At 42.6% G+C, this 24,704-nt stretch carries 20 protein-coding genes; 8 read left to right on the top strand and 12 right to left on the bottom strand.

What is annotated here, in order from left to right:
- Positions 1–22: 22 nt before the first annotated feature.
- Together MUCPA_RS36280 and MUCPA_RS19900 are read right to left on the bottom strand one after the other, a co-directional pair.
- On the bottom strand, positions 23–1,000 hold the full coding sequence (locus MUCPA_RS36280) for a FecR family protein (RefSeq protein ID WP_008508882.1): 978 nt from the start codon (positions 998–1,000) through the stop codon (positions 23–25).
- Positions 1,001–1,091: 91 nt separating this feature from the next.
- Positions 1,092–1,676, bottom strand: a complete 585-nt coding sequence (locus MUCPA_RS19900) for an RNA polymerase sigma-70 factor (protein ID WP_008508881.1) — start codon at positions 1,674–1,676, stop codon at positions 1,092–1,094.
- Between the two features lie 326 nt (positions 1,677–2,002).
- Between MUCPA_RS19900 and MUCPA_RS19895 the strand changes: the two genes are divergently transcribed.
- The 8 genes from MUCPA_RS19895 (at position 2,003) to MUCPA_RS19860 (ending at position 16,662) form a co-directional block, all read left to right on the top strand.
- Positions 2,003–2,845: an oxidoreductase gene (locus MUCPA_RS19895; RefSeq protein ID WP_008508880.1), complete on the top strand. Its 843-nt coding sequence runs from the start codon at positions 2,003–2,005 to the stop codon at positions 2,843–2,845.
- A gap of 523 nt (positions 2,846–3,368) precedes the next feature.
- Positions 3,369–3,965 carry an RNA polymerase sigma factor gene (locus tag MUCPA_RS19890; RefSeq protein ID WP_008508879.1) on the top strand — a complete coding sequence of 199 codons (597 nt, stop codon included), beginning with the start codon at positions 3,369–3,371 and terminating at the stop codon, positions 3,963–3,965.
- A 250-nt stretch (positions 3,966–4,215) separates the two neighbouring features.
- Positions 4,216–5,397: a FecR family protein gene (locus MUCPA_RS19885; RefSeq protein ID WP_008508878.1), complete on the top strand. Its 1,182-nt coding sequence runs from the start codon at positions 4,216–4,218 to the stop codon at positions 5,395–5,397.
- A gap of 290 nt (positions 5,398–5,687) precedes the next feature.
- A complete protein-coding gene (locus tag MUCPA_RS19880) occupies positions 5,688–9,203 on the top strand; it encodes a TonB-dependent receptor (protein WP_008508877.1) in 3,516 nt (1,171 codons plus the stop codon).
- A 94-nt stretch (positions 9,204–9,297) separates the two neighbouring features.
- Entirely contained in the window at positions 9,298–10,914 is a 1,617-nt protein-coding gene (locus tag MUCPA_RS19875) for a RagB/SusD family nutrient uptake outer membrane protein (protein ID WP_169316189.1), read from the top strand.
- A gap of 38 nt (positions 10,915–10,952) precedes the next feature.
- Positions 10,953–13,829 (top strand): SusC/RagA family TonB-linked outer membrane protein, encoded by a 2,877-nt coding sequence (locus tag MUCPA_RS19870; protein WP_008508875.1) that lies wholly within the window; start codon positions 10,953–10,955, stop codon positions 13,827–13,829.
- A gap of 10 nt (positions 13,830–13,839) precedes the next feature.
- Positions 13,840–15,534, top strand: a complete 1,695-nt coding sequence (locus tag MUCPA_RS19865; RefSeq protein WP_008508874.1) for a RagB/SusD family nutrient uptake outer membrane protein — start codon at positions 13,840–13,842, stop codon at positions 15,532–15,534.
- Positions 15,535–15,561: 27 nt separating this feature from the next.
- Positions 15,562–16,662, top strand: a complete 1,101-nt coding sequence (locus MUCPA_RS19860) for a DUF5013 domain-containing protein (protein ID WP_008508873.1) — start codon at positions 15,562–15,564, stop codon at positions 16,660–16,662.
- Between the two features lie 335 nt (positions 16,663–16,997).
- On the opposite strand, the gene MUCPA_RS19855 is transcribed toward MUCPA_RS19860, so the two are convergent.
- The 10 genes from MUCPA_RS19855 to MUCPA_RS19810 form a co-directional block, all read right to left on the bottom strand.
- Positions 16,998–18,245 carry a type II toxin-antitoxin system HipA family toxin gene (locus MUCPA_RS19855; RefSeq protein WP_008508871.1) on the bottom strand — a complete coding sequence of 416 codons (1,248 nt, stop codon included), beginning with the start codon at positions 18,243–18,245 and terminating at the stop codon, positions 16,998–17,000.
- Positions 18,235–18,540, bottom strand: a complete 306-nt coding sequence (locus MUCPA_RS19850) for a helix-turn-helix domain-containing protein (RefSeq protein WP_008508870.1) — start codon at positions 18,538–18,540, stop codon at positions 18,235–18,237. Before MUCPA_RS19850 ends, MUCPA_RS19855 begins: the two co-directional genes overlap by 11 nt.
- A 232-nt stretch (positions 18,541–18,772) precedes the next feature.
- Complete coding sequence (atpG, locus tag MUCPA_RS19845; protein WP_008508869.1) at positions 18,773–19,657, bottom strand: ATP synthase F1 subunit gamma; 885 nt, start codon at positions 19,655–19,657, stop codon at positions 18,773–18,775.
- Positions 19,658–19,795: 138 nt separating this feature from the next.
- Positions 19,796–21,370 (bottom strand): F0F1 ATP synthase subunit alpha, encoded by a 1,575-nt coding sequence (gene atpA / locus MUCPA_RS19840; protein ID WP_008508868.1) that lies wholly within the window; start codon positions 21,368–21,370, stop codon positions 19,796–19,798.
- Between the two features lie 34 nt (positions 21,371–21,404).
- A complete protein-coding gene (gene atpH, locus MUCPA_RS19835) occupies positions 21,405–21,950 on the bottom strand; it encodes an ATP synthase F1 subunit delta (protein ID WP_008508867.1) in 546 nt (181 codons plus the stop codon).
- A gap of 138 nt (positions 21,951–22,088) precedes the next feature.
- Positions 22,089–22,586 (bottom strand): F0F1 ATP synthase subunit B, encoded by a 498-nt coding sequence (gene atpF / locus MUCPA_RS19830; RefSeq protein ID WP_008508866.1) that lies wholly within the window; start codon positions 22,584–22,586, stop codon positions 22,089–22,091.
- Positions 22,587–22,685: 99 nt separating this feature from the next.
- Entirely contained in the window at positions 22,686–22,895 is a 210-nt protein-coding gene (atpE, locus tag MUCPA_RS19825) for an ATP synthase F0 subunit C (protein WP_008508865.1), read from the bottom strand.
- A 46-nt stretch (positions 22,896–22,941) separates the two neighbouring features.
- A complete protein-coding gene (atpB, locus tag MUCPA_RS19820) occupies positions 22,942–24,015 on the bottom strand; it encodes a F0F1 ATP synthase subunit A (RefSeq protein ID WP_008508864.1) in 1,074 nt (357 codons plus the stop codon).
- Between the two features lie 14 nt (positions 24,016–24,029).
- On the bottom strand, positions 24,030–24,371 hold the full coding sequence (locus MUCPA_RS19815; protein ID WP_008508863.1) for a hypothetical protein: 342 nt from the start codon (positions 24,369–24,371) through the stop codon (positions 24,030–24,032).
- 41 nt (positions 24,372–24,412) lie between these two features.
- Positions 24,413–24,637, bottom strand: coding sequence for an AtpZ/AtpI family protein (locus tag MUCPA_RS19810; RefSeq protein WP_008508862.1), 225 nt, complete (start codon positions 24,635–24,637; stop codon positions 24,413–24,415).
- Positions 24,638–24,704 lie beyond the last annotated feature (67 nt).

Genomic DNA, 24,704 nt, shown 5'->3' with positions numbered 1-24,704 from the left:
CAATTAGGGGACTATTAACTATTTATGGCTTGGCGCGTGAAATTTGTACGATTTGATTTTTTAAAGTATACTGCAGCCCTTTGGTTAAGGTAAGAGCGTCGAGCACATCATTTAAATTTTCGGTGGGCTCAAACGATGCAGAGAAGTGATATGATGCGATTGTACTATCCTCAAATTCAATTTTAACGTTATACTTATTTTCGAGTAAACCGGCTACCTGCCCAAAGGTCTCGTTAGTAAATATTAGCCTGCCATCCATCCAACCCATGGCGTCCTGAGCTTTAACTTCGCTCTTTTGCATTTCTCCGCTGGTTTTATTATAGGTAATTTGCTCATTAGGCAACAAAAAACACGCTTTACCCCGCGCCTGTCCAGATTGGCTATTTACTGCCACCTTTCCGCTGGCCACCGTTACGGTAACATCTCCAATAAAACTATATGCTCTGATATTAAATGCTGTACCCAATACAGTTGTACGTGTTTTATCTGCGTTAACGATAAATGGCTTTTTGATATCGTGCTTAATATCAAAGTAAGCTTCGCCACTTAACAGCACCACTTCGCGTTTTTTGTGGTTGAAGCGTTGCGGATAACTCAACCTGGTCCCGGCGTTCAAAGTAACATTTGATCCGTCAGGCAAAGTTAATTTTAGCCGTTCGCCGGGTTTGGTTTCAACTAAAACGTTTGATGAGGAGAGGAGGTGATCCAGCAACTCATCCTTAAATAAAAACCCGGCAACAAGGCAGGTTAAAATTATGGCCGCTGCCGATAACGTCATCAGTCGCCTAATGCGGTGCCTGTGTTGTGTTTCAGCACCATTGATGCTGGACACAAGGCGATTTAAAATCCGCTCACCGGTTTCATTCTCGTCCCCCATCCTCGTAGTGTCCCACGGTGACGGATTTGATTTGAAAGAATCTACTGTAAGCGACATTTTTAACGCCGCATCATCCTCTTCAGAACTTTTTTTCTTGCTGCTTTTAAAAAATGAGAGAATCATAGGGCTGCTTTGGTAGTAAAGACACAACCATTCAACCTATCCCCCAAAAGAAATTGTATTTTTTTCGTAAAAAGCCAAATAAGCTACATTATCACATAAAAAGACTACAAAAAACCACCAGATATACTAAAAACTCATCGAGTTTAACGCGAATCTGGCGCAGAGCAATGGTAATTTGGTTTTCAACTGTTTTTGGCGTAATGTTTAACCTGGCGGCAATCTCTTTGTTCGAAAGATGTTCCTTTCTGCTCAGAATCATAATTTCACGGCACCTGTCCGGCAAACCAGCCAGGGCCATATCATAAATTTTATTGATTTCGATAGAGTTTAGGCGATCGTCTAATGGTGTATCAGAAGATACAGGCGAAGGTTGAGCATTGGCAATCCTCAGCAGGCTTTTTTCTGAACGTATTTTATTAAGCGCCCTGTTTTTTACAGCTATGTACAGGTAATCTCTTAATGATTTTACGTTCAGCGAAGCCCTCTTATTCCACAAAAATAAAAAAACATCGTGAATCAAATCCTCGCATGTTTCCTGGTATGGGAATATCTTAAAAGCACAACGATAAAGCTCAGACCAATATCTATTGTAAATACATACAAAAGCAGCCTGATTGTCATGATGTAATAATTCTAAAAGCTCCGGATCTGATAAATCCTCAAGAATGCGCTTCATTGCATAAACCTAAAAGAGACGAATATCATTTCTAAATATAATCTATTCCCGCAACAGCGGCAAGATAAAATATCAAACCATATAAATATATGGAGTATTTGTTAATCTAAGTTATACGTTTAGTTAACATACCCGTATTAAAATCTACATGACTCAACTAAAGCAAAACGGATGCATGACAGTATGAACCCATCAAAATTTCTTGCTCCATTAAGTAGGAAGAATAAAACTGGCATGATGTTATTCGCCAGAATTAATGAATCTGTACTGACAAACAAATTCAGTTTGTGATGTTATTTTGTTGAATATAAAGCAAAATAAACACAATGAAAAACAAAGTGTGGTTAATAACTGGCTGTTCCACCGGCTTTGGCCGCGAACTGGCTAAATACGTTTTACAATCGGGCTATAAAGCGGCTGTTGCAGCCCGCAATACCGATGATGTAAATGATATTGTGGCAGCATACCCAGACACCGCCATAGCGGTGAAACTCGACGTAACTAAGCCCGATGACATTAAAGCTGCTGTTGAACAAACATTGGCCAAATTTGGCCAGATAGATGTGTTGGTAAACAATGCCGGGATAGGTTACTTTGGCGCTATTGAAGAAAGCGAAGAGGCCGAAGTACGCCGGATGTTCGAGATCAATTTCTTTGGCTTGGCTAACATGATTAATGCCGTGTTACCGCACATGCGCGCTAAACGCAGCGGCCATATTGTAAACGTGGCATCTATCGGTGGCCTGGTGGGTTTCCCTGCGGTTGGTTTTTATAATGCCACTAAATTCGCGGTCGACGGCTTATCCGAGTCGTTATCCAAAGAAACCGCACACTTGGGTATTAAGGTGACCGTAATAGCACCAAGCGGCTTCCGTACCGATTGGGCAGGCCGTTCGGCAAATAACAGTAAAATTGTAATTGACGATTACCAGGATACCGCACATAAAAACAAAGCCGCCATCCGCGGTTATAGCGGCGCCCAACCCGGCGATCCGGTACGCGCGGCCAGGGCCATTGTAAAAGCTGTTGAAGCAGAACACCCGCCGTTGCGTTTGCTTTTAGGTGCGGCTGCACTAAAAGGAGCTCGTAACAAGTTGGAAGAACTGAAAAAGGATTTTGACGCCTGGGAAGAAACAACCAAAGGGGCTGATTTTCCGGTTGGAGAATAGTATTGGGGCTAATATCCGGACCGAAATTGTAAAACTAAGATGCTAAATTGATTAGGGGCTTAATTTCTAAGTCAGTAAAACTGGCGAGTAATTAAGCCTCTTAGCTTATTGTAAAATCTCATTAGTCGCCGTTGTACTTTAACGGCTTCCGCGCGTTAACGCAAACTTTGAAAATCTTCAAATCCGCCTGTAATTATTCAAATTACTTTGCATTGCCGGCATTAGGTGGCGGCACATATAGCATCTACTAAAACCATAAAACTATCTTCTGTTACATATATTTAACCAAGGGCAAAAACTTGTTAAAAACCTGCTTCTTATTGATAAATTCCACCTATAATCCAATACCAGAATAGTTAACTTTATATAAAATTTTAGTTAACGCTGCGTGGTGTCAGTTTATTAAAAAGCCTCCTAAAATCTTAATTTGTTATATTGTCAATTATTTATAGGTTTACAAATTGGAAGTATTTTCTTGATACTTTGCCACCAAGCCAGTTAAACCGTTTTTGTTTTTTTCGTGATGCGCACAATATACTTTAATGATAACGAGCTGGTAATTGCGTTACAAAACGATAACGTAAAAGCGTTTGAACAATTGTATTTAAAATACCGGTCGGGTATTTATAAAAACATTTTCAAACTTTTAAAGGAGCCTGATGAAGCAAAAAATGTGATGCAGGATGTATTTGTTTCGTTATGGGAGAAACGGATGACGCTTGACCCATCAAAACCGGTATCGGGCTGGCTGTTTGGCGTGAGCTACAATAAGTCCATTAACCGGATAAAAAAAACACTCAAAGAGTCATTAATGTTTAAACAGCTTGAAGATGAGGAGCTGTGTGCAGATCAAGATTATGCTTATTTAAAAGAGGCAAAATTAAAGTTGCTTGATGAAGCCTTTTTAAGCCTTTCACCTCAAAAAAAACGAGTTTTTGAACTGTGTAAATTGCATGGTAAAACATGCGAAGAAGCAGCTACAGAGCTTAACATTTCGAAATACACCGTTAAAGAATACTTGGCTGCTGCAGTTAAAAACATTAAAGAGTATGTTGAAAGACACCCCATCGACTGTATACTGTATATTTTTGTGTTTTTTATTTTAAAAACTCTCCATTAACCGCTATCGCACAGGGCCTTTTTTAAACCCCGGTAAATATGCTCCAATACAGGCGTCAAAACCTGCCGAAAATAATTTTTAAATATTTCCGTTCGCTACCCCCTCTTTTTACATTTTTTGAGTATTTAGTATATAAGCAATGCTGATTTATCGGTCTTTGCTATTCAATTAACGCGGCAATGCACACTGCCTAACGTTTTTTTGATTATAATCTATTACCCGTAATTAAAATACTTATTTGTTATTATTGATGAAAGACACAGACAAAAAGCTTTTGCAATTGCTTAATAAGCGCGAGTTATCAATAGACGATAAGCGGTGGTTATTGGATTACATTGAAAATACCGATCAGAAAGAACTGCTGCAAATATTGAATCTTGAGTTTAACAGTCACATTCATGATCCCAAAGAGGTAGATGTAGATTTTCCGGATCAAATACTGGCCGAAATTTACAGCAAGGCCGGTATTCAGGCCCCGGATAAACCCAAGATTAAACACCTGTGGGCTAAGCGCCTGGCCGTTGCCAGTACATTTGCGGGTCTGTTTTTAGCTGTCTACTTTGGATTTTTGAACGGTAAAAAAAACACTTCCCCAAAGTATAGTGCTTTGGCCACTCATGTTTTTAAAAATGATATAAAACCAGGTTGCGATAAGGCGATACTCACCCTCTCCAACGGAAAAAAAATCATTCTTGATTCGGCCAGAAACGGGGTAATTGCCAGCCAGGGCAGTAGCGTGGTCATCAAATCTAAAAACGGCGCATTAGTATATAATCCAGCCACACAGAACCAGCACGAACTGGTATTTAACACAATTGCCACCCCTCGCGGCGGCCGTTACCAGGTGGCACTGCCCGATGGTAGCCAGGCCTGGTTAAATGCAGCATCGAGCATCCGCTTTCCAACATCTTTTAACGGCAAAGAACGGGTGGTTGAGATTACCGGTGAGGCTTATTTTGAAGTAGCTAAAAATAAAGAAAAGCCATTTATTGTAAAGGTTAATAACTCGGAGATCCGGGTGTTAGGCACTCACTTTAATGTAAATGCTTACGCCGATGAAGCAACCATTAAAACAACTTTGCTTGAAGGCGCCGTTCAGTTTACTGCCGGAAGCTCGCACTGCCTGCTTAAACCGGGTCAGCAATCGGAGTTGAATAAAAACGGACAAATAAAAGTTATACCTGATGCTGATATGGAAAGCGCCCTGGCCTGGAAAAACGGAATGCTGCATTTTGAAGATGTTGACATCAGCTTTGTAATGCGCCAATTATCAAGGTGGTATGATATTGATGTGGTTTATCACAATAAAACCAGCGATCACTTTTTTGTAGACCTCACCGCCCGGTCAAAACTATCCGACGTTTTGAAAATGATGGAATTGACCGGACGCATCAAATTTGATATTCAAGGAAAAACTGTAGTTGTTAACTAAATGCCGATCACTCACTAAAAATTAACTAACCCGAAACGTAAACCCAAAACTTAAAGTATGAAGAGAAATTTATAAACCCTACGGCTGATCACCTTTTCAGCCAATTAATTTGATGGCCAAAAAAAACCGAAAGTGTTGGAAGCACCTCCGGTCAATGTTCGGGCTATTCAAATATCGAATTGACGTATACCATATTATTAACGCCCAAATTATTCAAATTTATGGAAATTATTCCGAAATGCTGCCGCATGGTTTCTCGGCATGGTCATATTCTAAAAAAAATAATCATCATGAAGCTTACTGTTATATTTTGTATAACGCTTTGTCTCAATGCTTCTGCAAAAATTTATGCTCAAAAAGTTAATTTAAAAGAAAGCAACGCTTCCCTACAGTCGCTTTTTAAGGAAATTACAAAGCAAACCGAGTATAAGTTTTTGTACACCCGCGAGCTTTTAAAAAGGTCGGGCAGGGTAAATGTTAACCTTGTTAATAAACCCCTGGAAGAAGCCTTGAAGCAAATATTTGCCGATCAGCCAATTACCTACCTGGTATATGATAAGGTAGTAATTGTAAAGGATAAGGTTTTGGAAAGCCCCGTTACCGTGTATGCGGCAAAAGTTATTACCGGAAAGGTTGTTGACGAGCAGGGACAACCCTTGCCGGGCGTTACGGTTAAGGAAAAAAACACCAGCAATACAGCCATAACCGATAGGGACGGAAACTACAAAATCAAGGTATTGAACGAGAAAGCCATTCTGGTTTTTTCATTTGTAGGTTTTAAGCAGCTGGAAGTTGAGGCCGGTGCAAATGCCACGCTCAATGTACAGCTCAAACCAAGCTTGAGCGCTTTAAATGAAGTTGTGGTTGTAGGATACGGTAAACAGAAACAAGCCACCATTACAGGTGCAATCGGCGTTATTTCTGGTAAAGATCTAACCCAAGCTCCCCTATCCAATGTTACCAATATGCTGGTTGGACGCACTTCAGGCATCAGTGCAGTACAATCAAGCGGCGAACCCGGCCAGAATGCAGCAACGATACGCATTCGTGGTATTGCTACCTTAAACGGCTCGGATCCTCTTATTGTTATTGATGGTATCCAGCAACCTTCCGAACAGCCATACACCGTGCTTAACGCTATGGACGCTTACGAGATAGAAAACATCAGCGTTCTTAAAGACGCCTCCGCAACGGCCGTTTATGGTATCAGGGGTGCAAACGGCGTTATCATTGTTACCACTAAACGCGGGAAAACAAACGGCTTACAACTGAGCTTTACCGCAAACCAGGGCTTTACAAAAGCCGCGTCGCTTTTTCAAACTGCAAACTCTGCGCAATTTGCTGAACTGCGCAACGAAGCGGTTAGAAATGCCCAGGCATTCGGCGACCATAGTTTTGACCAGCTGCTTTTTAGCAATGATGAAATATGGAAGTTCCAGAATAACCGCGATTATACGCCTGCCGAGGTGAACGCGATGGGCTCCCTTTCGTCGACACAGAAAACAGCACTTTTAAACAGCCCTGCTTTGTATTATACCAGCCATAACTATTATCATGATCAGTTTGATGGATTGGGCCGCCAGCAACAATACAATTTAAATATCTCCGGCGGCACCGATAAGGTAAAATATTTTAACTCGCTGGGCTATTTTCAGCAAAATGGCATTCTGTCAAACTCATCATACGGGGGCGCTAACGTAAACCCGCAGTATACCCGTTATAATTTCCGGTCAAATTTTGATATCAACGTTGTTAAAAACTTCCAGTTATCGTTCAATATTGCGGCTCAATCATCAATAAACCAGGTTCCGGGCGCCAACAACAGCGCAAGCGACTTCGGTAACCGGTATCAAAATATCATTCAAAGCATTCTCGAAAGCAGCCCTTTCAGCGGCCCGGGCATAGTTAACGGGCACCTGGTAACTGGCTTTGTTGGCCTCCCCGGCGATGCCACCAACCCGCTGGGCTCAAAAGGAGGAGGCGGTTATACCCCCCTTGCACAGTTGCTTACGGCCGGCACCATAACCGTGTACGGCACCAATTTAACCAGCAACTTAACGCTCAAACACACCATGAATTACATTACCGATGGTTTGGAAGCGCATGCAACTATTTCTTATGACGACAGCTACAACAAGGGGTTTGCCCAAATCAACAGCATACCGCAATACAGCGCCATGCGCGATCCATCAAACCCCGCCAACATTATATTTATAGGTGGCCAGGTTAACCCCGCTTACACAGCAGACAATGTTGGCAATAGCTCGTGGCGCAAGGTTTACGCTGAGGCAAGTATAAATTACAACCATAACTTTAATGGGCACAGCGTTGGCGCCCTATTGTTAGGTAACGCGCAGCGTTATACATCTAATAACATGTCGTACAATGCGCCGTCAGGTTTGATGGGCCTTGTTGGCCGTGTAACTTATAATTACAATGAGCGCTATCTTTTGGAAGGCAACCTGGCCTACAACGGCACAGAGCAATTTGCGCCCGGGCATAGATTTGGCCTTTTTCCGGCGGTTTCAGCAGGCTGGATTATTTCCAACGAGCCCTATTTTCCGAAGAACGACTGGGTTAGCCTGGTTAAGTTCAGAGGATCATATGGTGAGGTGGGGAATGATCAGTTGAATAACCGCCGTTACCTTTATCTCCCTAATACCTGGGGATACACCGGTTATGGTTACTACTTCGGCAGCGCCGACGGATCGAGCGCAAACCCCTATTACTCGCCCGCACAGGAAACAGCGCTGGGTAACCCACTGGTAACCTGGGAACGGGCCAGGAAAACCAACATTTCTGCCGATTTACAATTCTTCAAAAGCCGTTTATCTGTAACCTCGTCATTATTCTGGGAAAACCGGAATAACATTTTGGTTACCCTGGGCATTATTCCAGGCACTTATGGCGTGGCATCTGCCAATGTACCTCCTGCTAATGTTGGCCGGGTAACTAATCACGGTTTTGAGCTTGAGGGCGGCTGGGCCGATAAAATAGGTAAGCTTAACTATTATGTAAAAGGGAATTTTTCGTACGCGGTTAATAAAATTGAGTACAAAGCCGAAGCCAATTATCCTTACCCCTGGATGAATGATACAGGCTATCCCATAGGGCAATATAAGGGCTTACTTACCGATGGTTTTTACAACACGCAGCAGGAGCTCAATAACCGGCCTTATAATACATACGGCAACAATGCAAGGCTTGGCGATTTGAAATATGTTGACGTAAACGGCGACGGGGTGATCGATCAGAAAGATATGGTACCAATTGGTTACCCTAATGTACCCGAAGTTGCCTATAACTGGACTGTGGGTTTTTCTTATAAGGGATTTGATGTATCGGCATTGTTTATAGGCACTGCTAAAGGCTCGTTTCCACAATCTGGCTACATCTTGAGCAGCCCTTTTGCAAAAAATGTAGGCGAGGTTTTACAATCAACTTATGACGGGCATTGGACAGCTGCAAAATATGCAGCCGGCGAAAAGATTACTTATCCGGAGATCTCCTTTAGCGGGGGCGGGCCCAATAATGCGGTGCTCAGCGATTTCTGGCTAAAATCGAATGATTTCACCCGGTTAAAAAACCTGGAAGTGGGTTATACTTTTCCAAGCAACATGGGTTTTCTAAAAAAAGCGAAAATTAAAAGCATGCGGTTGTACCTTAATGGCAACAACCTGATTACCTGGGGTTCTGCCCTTATCAAAGGGATAGATCCGGAGCAAGCCGATGCCGGAAAAAACAACATGGGTTACCTGTATCCGCTAACCAGGGTTTATAACATTGGTGCAAGCATCCAACTTTAACCGTAAACTTTTTATGAATATGAAAAATATAACATTATTAGCTGCTATTGCAGTCATAATTAGCTTAGCATCCTGTCAGAAGCAATTTTTACAGATGCCCATTTCTAACTCAACTACTGTAGATACCGTTTTCTCAACCTCCATAAATGCCCAGGCTGCAATTACCTCAGCTTATCAGCAAAGCCTATCCCAGGGAATTCCTTACCAGGGTTACTGGAACTCCATGCTCCAGGACAATCTTTCCGGTGCAATGAATTACGGTTTTGCATGGACAATAGCTAACGCCATGGTGTTGAACGGCATGAGCGCGAGCAGTGGCAATGAAGACATGGACGGTTTTAATTATAACTATACTGCCATAAGGCAGGATTACCTGGTGAAGGAGAATATCGGAAAAGTGAAAGACATGTCTGACGCGGATAAAGCAGTTGTAAGAGCTGAGATGCAGGCTTTAATAGCCTACCGCTATGTGCAAATGATGATTATGTATGGCGGCGTACCTATTGTAAGCAAAAGCTTCGCCTCAACCGATAACCTGGCCATACCGCGGCATCCACTTAAACAGGTGCTGGATTCCATTGTTACCTGGTGCGATTATGCATCTGCCGTAGTACCCTCGCAATGGCCATCTACATGGAGAGGCCGCATGACTAAGAGCGCTGTTTTGGCAATTAAAGCTAAAGCATTATTATACGCCGCCAGGCCCTTATTTAACTCTGCCACTCCCTATCTTAATTTTGTCGGCAATAACAACCTGGTTTGCTTAGGCAGTACCGACCCATCGCGATGGGACGCTGCAGTTAAAGCTGCTGACGCTGAAATTACAGAAGCAGAAGGGCAAGGCGGATTAGGCATTATCAACACAGGCGACCCCCTGGACGACTATGGCAAAGCCACCTCCCTACCCGGAAATAATGAAGTGATACTGGCTTATAAATCAGACAACTCATCATCGATATATACTTTTTATAATGCGCATACCTGGCAGGCTTACGGCAACCTGTTAAACACCAACCAACTGAAATTTTATTATAAAAGCGACGGCACAGATGAAGTTTGGCCCAATACCACAACGGTAAAGCCCTTCTCGGAATATTTGAGCAATATGAATGCTATCGAGCCCCGTTTTAAAGCTTGTTTTCAGCCATGGCAGATGGATGCCTGGAACAACCCAGGCGACAACAACTGGAGCAACCAAAGCATGTTTCAGTGGCAAAATCCGGGATGTGCCCGTATTACTAAGTTTTATTACAAAGCAGGTACACGTGGCTGGTTTGAGTTTCCCATTTTCAGGTTGGCTTCGGCATACTTAAGTGCCGCAGAAGCCTACAACGAACTTGGGCAAAGCCAGCTTGCACTGGACAGGCTTAATAAAATACATCTGCGCGCAGGCTTGCCTGCAATTACGCAAAAAGATAAAACTTTGTTAAGGGCAATAATACAGCGCGAATGGATGGTTGAATTTTTTGATGAAAATTATCGTCTCCATGATATTAAACACTGGAAGCTCGCCGACATCAACAACGGGCTGATAGGTGGAACCATCACCGCGTTTACTTATAATGGCAACACCGGGGCCACCCTCAACGGAAACGCCGATTATCAGGACAAAGTACTCTATCAGGCGTTTTGGGCAGATCGCGAATACCTTAACCCATTTCCCCAGACAGAAGTTAACAAAAGCATTATCGTTCAAAACCCAGGCTATTAGTTACTTCTGATTTTATTAACCAATAATTACGCGATGATATGAAAAAAACGATTAAACTCATGATATGGGCTATTATCACTTTGCCATTGAGTGCACAGTTGTTAAGCGCCCAGCAAAAAAATATTCCCACAAGCGTTACCCCTGTTGACTCGATGAAACGCATGGCAAAGGGCACCTTGTTAAATATTCCGGACGCGGAAAATGTAAAAGCACAAGCCTCGGTTAGCGGCTCAACACTATATCAAACGCCAACCGCTAATATCACCAATACCTTATATGGCCGCTTACCTGGCCTAACCGTACTACAGGGATCTGGCGAACCGGGATATGATGCAGCCTCTTTATACATTCGCGGGCGAGGTACTTATGACAATAGTTCGCTTGTTATTTATGTAGATGGCTTTCAAACCACCTCGTCGTACTTTCAGTATATGTCGCCAGCCGAAATAGAAAGCATCACAGTTTTGAAAGATGCCGCCGCGCTGGCCAGCTTTGGAATGAAAGGAGCAAACGGCATTTTATGGGTTGTAACTAAAAGAGGGAAAACCGGCCCATCCAAAGTGGAAGTAAACGTAGTTAGCGGCCTGCAGCAAGCCATCAATATTAACAAACCGCTTGGCGCTTATGATTATGCACGGCTGTACAACCAGGCTATAAGTAATGATAACTATAGCCTAAACGGCTATCAATTTTTATGGACGCCTAAATACAGCGACAAGCAACTACAAGCTTATAAAAATGGTACTGCCACAAATGTTGACTGGCTTGATCAGGTACTCCGTAAAAATGCTCCTTACACCGATGCCAACGTTAACTTTAATGGTGGAAACGCGGCAACAAGATATGCGGTGATACTGGATTATATGAATCAGGGCGGGCTATATGATATAGCTAATACGGCCTCTACATCAAATGCGCAAATACAACGATTTAATATCCGTACCAATCTTGACCTTAACTTTTTTAAAATTTTTGAGGCCCGGATTGATTTGGGGGGAAGAATTGAAGACAGGCATTACCCTAACTACAATGGCCCGCAACTATGGCAGGATTTAGCCAGCTATCCATCAAACATTTATCCCGTTCGAGACAGCCTTACCGGCCATTGGTCTGGCACGGCATTATATCCTAATAACCCGGTTGCATCACTGCATGGATTAGGTTGGATTGGCACACATGACAGGACATTGCAGGCAAACTTCGCGCTTAAAGAAAGACTGGACTTTATTACTCCGGGCCTGTATTTAAAAGAGGCTGCCTCTTTAAATACCTGGACACGCAACGCGTTTAGTTATACGGCTACTTACTCGCGCTACTACAATGGCACACAAAGTACAACCGATAAACAGACAACCATAGTGGCCAATGGATCATCGCCGGTTAATCAATACGACTGGAAACAAGGTACCTTAACCGCAGGCTACGACCGTACCTTCGGCAACCACCGGATAAGCGCAGCAGTAGAATACCTGGCCAGTAATTTCATGACCGATTATTCTACCAACAGCCCTGGTTTAAATACGGGAAACAATATCTTTTATCATTACGAGAACTTAAGTTCGGCGGTACACTATGCCTACCTCGCCAAATACTTACTGGATTTGAATGTAGGTTATAGCGGCTCCGATAGTTATGCCCCCGGTAACAGGTGGAAAGCCTATCCGGCAGTTGGCGCAGGCTGGATTTTATCTGAAGAATCGTTCCTCAAATCCTCCTCCGTGATCAGCTTTCTTAAATTACGCGGCTCCATTGGCTTATCCGGGAACGATCAAACCAACAACGGCAGATACCTGTACCAGCAATACTTTACAACAAACGGCACTTACTATACCGGTAATAACGGCTTAACAAGCAACACCGGTACGGCACAAAGTTACATTGCCAATCCAAACATCACTGCCGAAAAAAGCTTGAAATACGATATGGGTTTTGATATAACGTTAATTAAGAAACTCTCATTAACAGCCGATGTGTTTTTAGATAAGCGCAGTGGCATTGTTACCAAGAGCAATGACCTGTTGGCAACGTTTGGCGGCTCGCAGCCTTACCTCAATATTGGAAAAGTAACCAATAAAGGTTTTGAAATAAGCGCCCAGTATGCCGATCATGCGGGTAAATTCAACTATAACTTTGGCGGTAGTGCATCTTTTGCCAAAAACACGGTGGACTACCAATCTGAAGTTCCAACAGTCAACTCATTCAGTAAAACTACCGGATTAGCTATCGGCACCCCTATCGGACTGGTTTCCACAGGCTTTTATAACACAACCGACTTTAACAGCGATGGCACGCTCAAGTCCGGGCAACCTGTGCCTGCATTTGGTGCAGTGCAACCCGGCGATATCAAATACAAGGATCTTGACGGGAACGGAAAAATAGATCAAAACGACGTTACAGCAATCGGCAAATCTCCATTCCCGACACTCACTTATACTTTTAACGCCGAAGTAAATTACAGCGGCTTTGATTTTTCGGTACAGTTTCAGGGAGCATCGGGCAACAATGTAAATTTGCTATCAGCAGCCTATTACCAAACCGTAGGTTTAGTTAATAATACCAACGTTTATGCCATAGCACAAAATGCCTGGGCTTATTATCCTACGCAAGGAATTGATACACGGGCAACTGCTACTTATCCCAGGTTATCTACCCTGGCCAACAGCAATAACTACAGGTATTCCAGCTTCTGGATGGTTAGCGGCGATTATCTGCGTGTGAGAAATGCTCAATTAGGTTATACCTTTTCGCCGGCGTTGCTTCAAAAAATCCATACCGAGAACCTTCGTATCTATGTTAGCGCGGTTAACCCTATTACATGGTCATATTTAAGCAAGCACTACAATATCGACCCTGAAACAACATCAGGCTACCCGGCCTTAAAATCTTATAACCTTGGCCTGTCATTGAAATTTTAATATGATTAACATGAAAAGAAAAAACATATATGCGGCATTATTTTTTACCGTTATACTGGCGGTGGCTGTTAGCAGTTGTCAAAAAAACTTTCTTGACACCAAAATTGATACTTCTCAAACGGCAGAAACCCTTAACTCCAATTACAGCTCGCTGTACGGGTTTGGCAATGCGCCATACATTTACCTGCGCAATGAGTTTACCATGATAGATAATAATCTTTTTGCACCCGTTTCCGACGAAGCTAAGCAAACCGCGTCAAGCTCATTCGTCATGTTGTTTAACAACGGCAGCTGGAACGCCAATAGCAATCCTGATAATTACTACGCTAGCTATTACGCCGGCATCAGGGCCGCCAATTATTTCCTGGAAAATTCAGGCAATTACAAATCGTTTTTAGCCATGAACCGCGATACCATATCGGCCAGCGGCAAACTCAGCTATCAAAACGATTTACTTAACATTACCTGGTACCGCGGTGAAGCCCATATTTTGCGGGCTTGGTATTATTTTGAATTGGCCAAACGATATGGTGGTGTTCCGCTGGTAACCAAAACGCTGTCTATCTCAGATAACACCAACATTCCAAAGTCTTCGTATGATGATATTATCAATTTTATCACCTCCGAGGTAGACAATTTTAAAGACAGTGTGCAGGTAAATTGGAAAACATCATCGTTTACCAATAACGACGGCCGGTTAAGCAAGGGTGCCGCCCTCGCCTTAAAGGCCCGTGCGCTTTTATTTGCTGCAAGCCCGCTGCATAACAGCACAAATAACGTTACACGCTGGCAGAACGCCGCAAGCGCTTTGCATGACCTGGTGGTATTTGGCCAGGGGGCAGGCCAGTATGCGTTAGATGGTAACTATCGTAATTACTTTTTGCTCAATAATCCGTTAACAAGTGCCGAAACGATCTGGGCCATCCGGTACCAGGCCAATAATACGCTGGAAACGCAAAATTATCCGATAACTACACAAGGGGGAGCCAGCGGAATAACACCTTCGCAAAACCTGGTAGACGATTACGAATATACCTCTACACCGGACGCTACAAACCCGTATTCCAACCGTGATCCACGCCTGGGTTTTTCTATCGTAACCAACAACAGTACATGGAACAGCCGCACTATTAACGAAGCACCGGGCGGAACGGACGACATGTCGATAACTAATACCAGCCGTACAGGTTATTACCTTAAAAAGTTTGTTAACGATAACCTCAACCTTACGCAGGGCCAAACTGCCGTACATAACTTCCCGATTTTTAGATATGGCGAAGTGTTGCTGGAATACGCCGAGGCGATGAACGAGGCTTATGGCCCGGATAATGCCAATGGCTATGGGCTAACGGCCCGCCAGGCACTTAATATGGTACGGAGCCGCACAGGCGTACAAATGCCGCTGGTAACCGTTGCTGATCAGGCATCTTTCAGAACAGCGGTAAAACATGAACGCCGCATTGAGCTGGCTTTTGAAGATTACCGCTACTGGGACCTGCTACGCTGGAAAGACGCGGCCACGGTATTAAACCAGGCTATCCGGGGTGTTGCCGTAGGCAAGGATGCTTCAGGAAAGTTTACATACAATAGCAATGTTGTGGTTGAGAACCGGGTGTTTGATGCTACCAAAATGTATTACTACCCGTTGCCCCAAACAGAAGTATCTAAATCAAACGGAATTTTGATCCAAAATCAAGGTTGGTAAATTATCATTAACGAAATATAACAAGTTATGAAATTCAAAAACACGCTATGGTTCGCTGTCGCAGTAATCGTTTCTGCACTGCAAATCAGCTCCTGTAAAAAGGACGCTTCTCAATTATCGTACGGCTTTTCCATGATCTATATGCCGCAATCCATTCTCAAATCCGGGGGTGTGAACAACAATTACCCGGTGCCATCGGGCACCGATTCATCCACCTATAATTATGTGGTTGATCAAACCAAAGGTAAGGTGAACGTTATTTTAGGCGTTTCGGTATCCGGCCCCGGTAAAGATGGCTATGGTGTAGATATCAAAACCAATAGCGATACGGTGCGCCAGCTATTTACCTCAGGAGTAATTGATACGGTTACCTATAAATTAATGCCTGATGCCATGTATACGCTGCCATCGCACATCGATATTGCATCGGGCAGCACAGCCGGAACATTTTACCTGTCGATAGATCTGGCCACAATCAAAAAAGCGCAGTATACCGGCAAAAAAATGGTTTTAGCGGTATCCATAGCAAACCCATCAAAGTATGCTTTGAACAAGGCTTTAGCTACCACCATAGTTATTATAGATGTAGATGCCCTGGTAATAGGCCCGGCTAACGATATAACCTCCAAGTATATTCAAAACCCTGGCAATAATTTCATTGCATCAAGCATGGATGCGGGCGGCCGATGGGGAACACTGGCCTCGTGGACAACGAATGCGGCCGCTCTCAGCCATAACGGCAAGGGCGGATATGCAACAGATGGCGACGGCATCAATATGGATCTGGAGTCGGGCTGGGGTTCGCCTCAAATTTTAAACGGTAAAATCTACCAAACCATAACTCTGCCCGCAGGCAGTTATACTTTTGATATCGCTCCTTTTGTTTGGCAGGGTACCAAAGACGTAGCCTACGTGGTTGTAGCGCCTAATAGCACATCCCTACCAGACTATAGTGCCATACCAGGAAATACCGGTATTAACTATGCTCCGTTTACTAATTCAGCCGTGTCGTTTAAATTAACCGCCTCAACACAAGTTACTGTTGGCGTAGTAGTTAATTACACGCAAGACCAGCAAGGTTTTAAAACTCACGGAGTTCACCTGTATAACTACCCCAAGCACCTTTAAGCTTTTTTTAAAGCTTATGTTTATGAAAGAAGCTGCTCTGGTTAACAGGGCGGCTTCTTTTATTTTGTGCCAAGCCCTGTACACTGTTATTTATCAATAAACATTCAGCTGAATTACCCAATCACCTTCATCGGAAGCAGCAGCAATAAACCACTTTTCAGCATTATTCTGAAGTGACTCAAATCTATTTATGAACGCGAAAACGGTAGCAATCAAAAAGTATGCAGGCGTATCAACACCTTACCTCCCTTTTTCCAGCACAATGCAAAACATCTTACCATCCTTGCAAACAGAAGTGAACAACAAGATATTTCCCTGTGTATCCATCTCTTCCATTATAACATAAATGCCCTACGCATCAGCATCTGTTCGCTACGCGTGATACCTATTTCATTTGCCAGCCGCTCCCAGGTTGATACTGACGTTTGCACTTCATCAATAATAATATTCATTTCTTTTACGCCAAGGCGAAAATATTGTCCTACGCTTTTTGCAAGATCTATATTCAATGCATTATTATCCATATCAATATTTAATGCCAATCCATTTTTGTCAACAGATGGATTGATATCAAAAGCAGGTGATAAACGCCATCCCTCTTCTTTTAATATAAAACCGTGATTACGAAGATGATCGTCAGTATTGGAAATGAATATATTGAAAATCATCCTGCGCCAAATCTGGTGCAGGTCTTCTACCACTGTGGCACCAGAGAATTGGATAAACTCGACGATATCCAGGTATGAAGGTGCTTCGTCGCGTATCAGATCTTCATTTTTCCCGGTCATAGTCATAGCTGAAGCAAAATGAATGCGCTCATGGCCCTGTCTGTCAAACCGCTTGGTGAAAAAGGTATGATACTTTCCTGCCACCTTTTCTATTTTGGATTCTGCCATAGCAATACCGGCATTAACAGCCAGTTGGTATGCAAGATATTCCCATGCCCCCTTATCAATCGTGTCATTTTTCGAAGGGAATTTGGCAATCCAGGGGTGTCCCTGTTCGTCAAGTATATTGGCTTTAGGCCTTGCGCCCCCCAATGAAGACCCTGGAGCCATAAGCATCGCCAGCCATTTCTTTACCTCGTTGGCGTTTTCATTTGATTCTATTAGCGATGCCCCGTATTGAAGTTCCCTGATACTCGACCATGGTGGAGTTGGAAATATTGGGTCATTGTCCAAAAAATCTCCTTCAGGTGCTGTTTTAAAGCGTAATGCTCCCATCCGGCTCATATCGTGAACACCCAATAAAAAATCTATATCGTATAAAACAGGCGATTTCTTGCCTTGCTCCTGGGCAAAAATAGCAGCACGGCGCCTCATCAACGTTCTACCCCAGGTATCTGGCATTGAGTCCATAAATATGCCAAAATTTTCTTTTCCGGTTGGATATTGGTGTCCACCAAACCAGGCAATGTCCGGATCAAGCAACAGTTGCTCCTTTGTTGTAATCCACTCCTTATCGTAAGAAAAGCTAAATGCCTTCTTGCCCTTAGCCTGATGTGCAGATAATATTCCAATAAGCTTGGGAGCGCTCATTCCTCTCCAATGTGCGTACACCCATACATCTATCTTATCTGCCATTGGCTTTGCCTAATAATTTCAAATCCTGCAACCTTTTTCCAAACTCGTCGTCGGCAGCCAGTTTTAAAAAATCATCCTGTAATCCTAATACCCTTAATACATTAAAATAAGCACCAAGTGAAACACTGGGATTTCCTTTTTCGATATAATATAGCGTAGTACGGTCAATGCCTGCCCGTTCAGATACCTGAATGGTAGTCAAGCGTCTACGCTTCCGCGCGAGTTTAATATTTTCGCCCAACTGTTCCAGTAATTTTTGGAATTTTGGAAGCAAAGTTTGTTTTTTTGTTTGCACGCCGTTGTATATTATAAACAAATATAAAATTTTTGTTTATAATATACAACACTAATAGAGGGAATGATTTTTAATAAAAACAGGACATTACGGCTTTAGCTAATGTCACACACCAAAATGCATCTTCGGAGCCGTCTATAGAATACTCACCACACCATTCAAATAAAACAAAAAAAGGCCCCGGATAACCGGAGCCTTTACATCAAACAGGTTTATACCTGGTACGATACTTTTAATTACTGGATAGAGCCGCCGCGCCGCTCACAATTTCGGTAAGCTCAGTAGTGATGGCTGCCTGGCGTGCCTGGTTGTATGATAACCTTAAGGCGCGCAGCAAGTCTCCGGCATTATCAGTAGCCTTATCCATCGCCGTCATACGGGCTCCATGCTCAGAAGCATGTGAATCTAATACTGCTTTGTATAATTGTATCTTAATATTTTTAGGGATCAGCTCTTCAACTATCTCTTCTTTAGATGGCTCCAATATGTAGTCAACATTTGACGTTGGCACATTGGCTTTCTTTTCAGTTTTCGGAACGGGCAGCAATTGCTCAGTTCTTAAAATCTGCATGGCAGCATTTTTAAACTGATTGTATACCACTTCAACACGGTCGTAATCGCCATTTACGAAACCCTGCATAATCGATTCTGTAACTTTCGATACATTCTCAAAATTCAGCGCAGTAAACAGTTCGTTATTGTTTCCAATTACGTTGTATTTGCGCCTGGTGTAAAACTCCTGTGCCTTTTTACCTATACCTACAATTGATACATTACCCGCCTTAAGTTGCTCGCTGTATTTTTCGGCTATTAAATTATTGGCTGTTTTAATAGCATTAGCATTAAACGCACCCGCCAAACCACGGTTTGATGCTACAACAACAATCAATACACGTACAGGCTCGCGTTCCTGCAAATACGGCGAAGATCCATCCTCGATACTTGCCGACAGGTTGCCCAATATATCGTTCAACTTACCGGCATACGGGCGTAACTGCACAATAGCATCAGTAGCCCGCTTCAGTTTAGCCGCCGAAACCATTTTCATGGCCTTGGTGATTTGCTGGGTTGACTTAACGGACGCTATCCGGTTTCTTACTTCTTTTAAGTTTGCCATTTTTGTGGGTATTGATTAAAGCGTAGCGCGTATTGAGATTATTTTAATCTCGGGGCAACTATACCTTCCTCTTTATTACATCGAATAGTTAGTATTGGCATTTAATCGCAATACGCAATACCAACTACGCACATCTCATTAATATTTTCCAGCCAATTCCTTAGCTACAGTCTCCAACACGCCTGTTAGGCTATCATCAAATTTACCTGCCTTTAAAGCCGATAAAACTTCAGGATTACGCAGCTCAAGCTGGCTTAAAAACTCAGTCTCAAACTCTCTTACCTTATTAACAGGTATGTTACGCATTAAATTTTTGGTCCCGATGTAGATAATAGCAACTTGCTTTTCAACTGTTAAAGGTGAAAACTGGCCTTGCTTTAAAATCTCCACGTTACGTGCTCCTTTATCCAGTACGGTTTTGGTTGAAGCGTCAAGGTCTGAACCGAATTTAGAGAAAGCCTCTAACTCGCGGTATTGAGCCTGATCTAACTTTAAGGTACCTGCAACCTTTTTCATCGACTTGATCTGCGCGTTACCACCCACACGTGATACCGAGATACCTACGTTGATAGCCGGGCGAACCCCTGCGTTAAACAAGTTTGATTCAAGGAAGATCTGTCCGTCGGTGATCGAGATTACGTTGGTTGGGATATAAGCCGATACGTCACCAGCTTGTGTTTCGATAATTGGCAACGCTGTTAACGAGCCACCACCTTTAACAATATGCTTGATAGACTCCGGCAAATCATTCATATCCTGCGCAATTGAATCAACCGAGTTGATTTTAGCGGCACGCTCTAACAAACGACTGTGCAGGTAAAACACGTCACCAGGATAAGCCTCACGGCCCGGTGGACGACGTAATAATAAAGACACCTCACGGTAAGCTACCGCTTGTTTTGATAAATCATCATAAACAATTAATGCAGGACGTCCGGTATCACGGAAAAATTCGCCGATAGCGGCACCAGCAAATGGCGCAAAAAACTGCATTGGCGCAGGGTCTGCAGCAGATGCTGCAACAATGATAGAGTAAGGCATAGCACCATTCTCTTCCAGGGTACGCAAAATGTTAGCTACGGTTGAGTTTTTCTGGCCGATAGCTACATAAATACAATATACTGGTTTACCAGCTTCGTAAAACTCTTTCTGGTTAATAATAGTATCAATACAAACCGCAGTTTTACCTGTCTGCCTGTCACCAATAACCAACTCGCGTTGTCCGCGGCCAATCGGAATCATGGCATCGATAGCCTTAATACCTGTTTGCAAAGGCTCCGTAACCGGTTGCCTGTAAATTACCCCTGGTGCTTTACGCTCCAAAGGCATTTCGTAGGTGATACCTGCAATTGGTCCTTTACCATCAATCGGCTCACCTAAAGTGTTTACTACACGGCCAAGCATACCCTCACCTACCTTAATAGATGCGATTTTGCTGGTACGTTTAACAGTATCGCCTTCCTTAACACCATCAGATGCGCCAAGTAATACAACACCAACATTGTCTTCTTCCAAGTTCAACACGATACCCTGCAAAGCGTTGTCAAACTCAACAAGCTCGCCTGATTGTACTTTGGTTAATCCGTAAACACGGGCGATACCATCACCCACCTGGAGTACAGTACCTACTTCTTCTAATTCAGATGCTGACTTGAAGCCCGACAATTGCTGACGCAATATTGCTGAAACTTCGTCTGGTCTTACCTCTACCATTTTATTTATTTTAGAGTTTAGTTTGTATAATTAATTAAACTGCCTTTTGGGCAAATTCCATTTTTAACTTTTTCAGGCTATTGGCAATGCTGGTATCTACCTGCCTGTCGCCAACGGTTATAATAAAGCCGCCTATTAACTTAGGGTCTACTTTAGCTTGCAAATCGATGTTTCCACCAACTTCAGTTTGCAGTAAATCTATGATGTGTTTTTTGTTCGCTTCAGATAAAGGCGTGGCCGATGTTACCAAGGCGCTAACAATGTTCTTTTTGCTATTGTACTGATAAATAAATTCCTGCGCTGTATAATACAATACCTCACCGCGGCTTTTACTGATCATGATATTAAAGAAACCTATAGTAGCCTTGCTTACCTTATCGCCAAAGATAGCGTTAAGTATACTGATCTTTTTATCGTGCGCAATAATGGGGTTACGCAAAACAGCATACAACTCATGGTTTGCCTTTACTGTATGTAAAAACAGCTCCATATCTTTTTTTACCTCTTCCAGAATGTTTTGTTCCTGCGAAAGATCAATCAATGATTTGGCATACCGGGACCCTACTGTTAATTCAGACATATTAATTTTTGGATTGAGATGTTAGATTGGCAACCTGCGACCTTCTATCGATCACCTTATTACCTTTTCCAAATCTTTTTTTTCAATTTATCAAGATATGTGAATCTTGTCTCAGATCCCACATCCCAATACTTATATCTAGTTCAATTTTACTTGCTTCAACAAATCAGCAACCAATTCGTCCTGTTTATCCGCTTTTTCAAACTGTTTACGTAAAACCTTTTCAGCTATTTCTATCGATAGTTCAGCAACCAGGTTTTTAACATCAGCCATTGCGATAGCTTTTTGATTGTCAATTTCAATACGTGCTTTTTCGAGCATTTTGGCACCTTCTTTCTGAGCTGATTCTTTTGCTTCGCTAACGATCTGATCTTTCAGGTGTTTGGCTTCTCGTAATATCAGGTCGCGCTCGGCACGGGCCTGCTTCAACAATTTTTCATTCTCGTCAGTTAAACGGGCCATCTCTTCCTTGGCAGCTTCAGCCTTCAGTAAAGCATCTTCAATAGAGCGTTCACGTTCGTCGATAGCACTCATAATCGGTTTCCAGGCAAATTTTGCTAACAGGAAAAACAAGATGAGGAATGCAACCGATGTCCAGAATACCAGTCCGATTTCGGGGGTAACTAATGGATTCATATTAAGTAATTATTATGCTTCTAAATAAATCAAATCTTTAAAAACTGTATCTGCCGCCAATCGCTGCAGAATACAGTTTTTGTTTTGTTAGGGGAATGATTATTTCAATCCCAGGAACGATACTACCACACCGAATAAAGCCGCACCTTCAATAAGGGCCGCAGCGATAATCATGGCGGTTTGAATTTTACCGGCAGCTTCTGGCTGACGGGCAATACCTTCCATAGCTTTGCCACCAACCTGACCGATACCTATACCGGCACCGATAACTGCTAAACCTGCACCTAACGCAGCAATACTTCCAAACATTGTTTTAAAATTTAAGTGAATATAGTATATATAATTAATTACAATTTTAGTGGTGATGCTCCTCAATAGCCGTACCGATAAACAGTGCGGTTAGCAAGGTAAATATAAAGGCTTGCAACAAGGCAACCAATAACTCTAAAACATCCATAAACACCACAAACGGAACCGACACAATCGATACTGCAGCCGCTTTGAAAACAAAGATGAGCGATATTAAGCTCAACACAATAATGTGCCCTGCGGTAATGTTGGCAAACAAACGGATCATCAAGGCGAAAGGCTTTGAAATGATACCGATCAACTCAACCGGCCACATGATAGGATAAAGCCAGAATGGTACATCGGGTAAAAAGATGTGCTTCCAGTAGTATTTGTTGCCATTAACATTCACCACAATTAAGGTGATGGTTGCCAATACCAGGGTTACCGCGATATTTCCGGTTAGGTTAGCCCCTCCGGGAAAGAAAGGCACCAGGCCGATGAGGTTATTGATCCAGATAAAAAAGAAGATTGTTAACAGCAGCGGCATAAAGCGCTGGTATTTGTAACCGATATTAGGGCGGGCAATATCGTCGCGTACAAAAACGATAACGGGCTCGATAAGGGATTGAAAGCCCTTAGGTGCTTTCCCCACAGTTTTTTTGTACGATGCGGCTACCGATAAAAATATAATCAGCAATAATATAACCGACAGCCATAATGATACCACATTTTTGGTGATCGAGAAGTCGTAAACTTTGGCGGCGGTGTCAATTTCGCCGGCGGCATTTACAGCTTTTACTTTATCCTCTTCCAGCTTGTAAGTGTAATGGCCCTGGTAAGTTTTTTTGCCGTGATCAAACACATCCGATGAGAAAAAATCAAGCCCCTTGTCCGTGTACAAAATTACAGGCAGGCCCATAAATTTATCACCATAAAAGTGAATGTAGTGGGAGTCGGCAATGTGTTCAAGGATCGTCTCGCTCGGATTAAATTCTTTTTTTTCCGTGCTCTTTTCTTTCTCTGACTGTCCTACACTGTCCTGTGCCGCGAATGATCGTGCGGACAAAAACGCCAGAAAAACGGCGCAAATTAGGGCGAGGGTAATTTTTTTTGTATTCAAAATGTGGCTAAAATTCATTTATAGCGTGATTTTTACTTAGAATTTTGGTTGCGCAAGTTAGTTAACAAACTATAAACTTCAAAGACCGTATTTAATAAATATAAATAAAAAAAACAGGCCAAAAAATAAAGATTGTTTACGCGGTTTTGATGCAGATATGCGAGGGCAAAACCCATGCATAAAAGTAACTTTACCGTGGTGCCTATTAAAAACACTTGCGCCGCCAAAGATTGATTTTTTTTGTTGGTCATGATGACCGCGATACTCACCATAAAAGTAAGCACCGAGAAAAAAAAGAACATCACGTTAAACTTGTTCACCAGCATATAAGCATATCCGCTGTAATGCAGTGCAACAGGGATAGCCGCTACCATAACGGTAAATATAAAGTACGAAATAATAAAACGCGATATATTCAATTCTTTAACGATTTGATAACAATATATAACGATACAAACACCCCTGTAAGCGACAGCAAGGCCGTAACCCATTGAATTTTGTGTGCAGCATGCTGATCGATCTCGTACCCTGCGAACGAAAAAACTCCGATGATAACAATCATTTGAATACCAATACTGCTATATTTAGCGTAATTATTGATTGGCTTATTATCGTTATCAGGAGGAGTGGGTAATTGCATGTGCAAAATTATCTAAATAATTCGTTGAATAATGTATGCAAAATTGGTTTGAACAAATAATTTATCA

Source organism: Mucilaginibacter paludis DSM 18603, assembly GCF_000166195.2.
Lineage (GTDB): Bacteria > Bacteroidota > Bacteroidia > Sphingobacteriales > Sphingobacteriaceae > Mucilaginibacter > Mucilaginibacter paludis.
The sequence above is the reverse complement of the archived record's forward strand: the minus strand, read 5'-3'. Positions and strand labels throughout refer to the sequence as shown.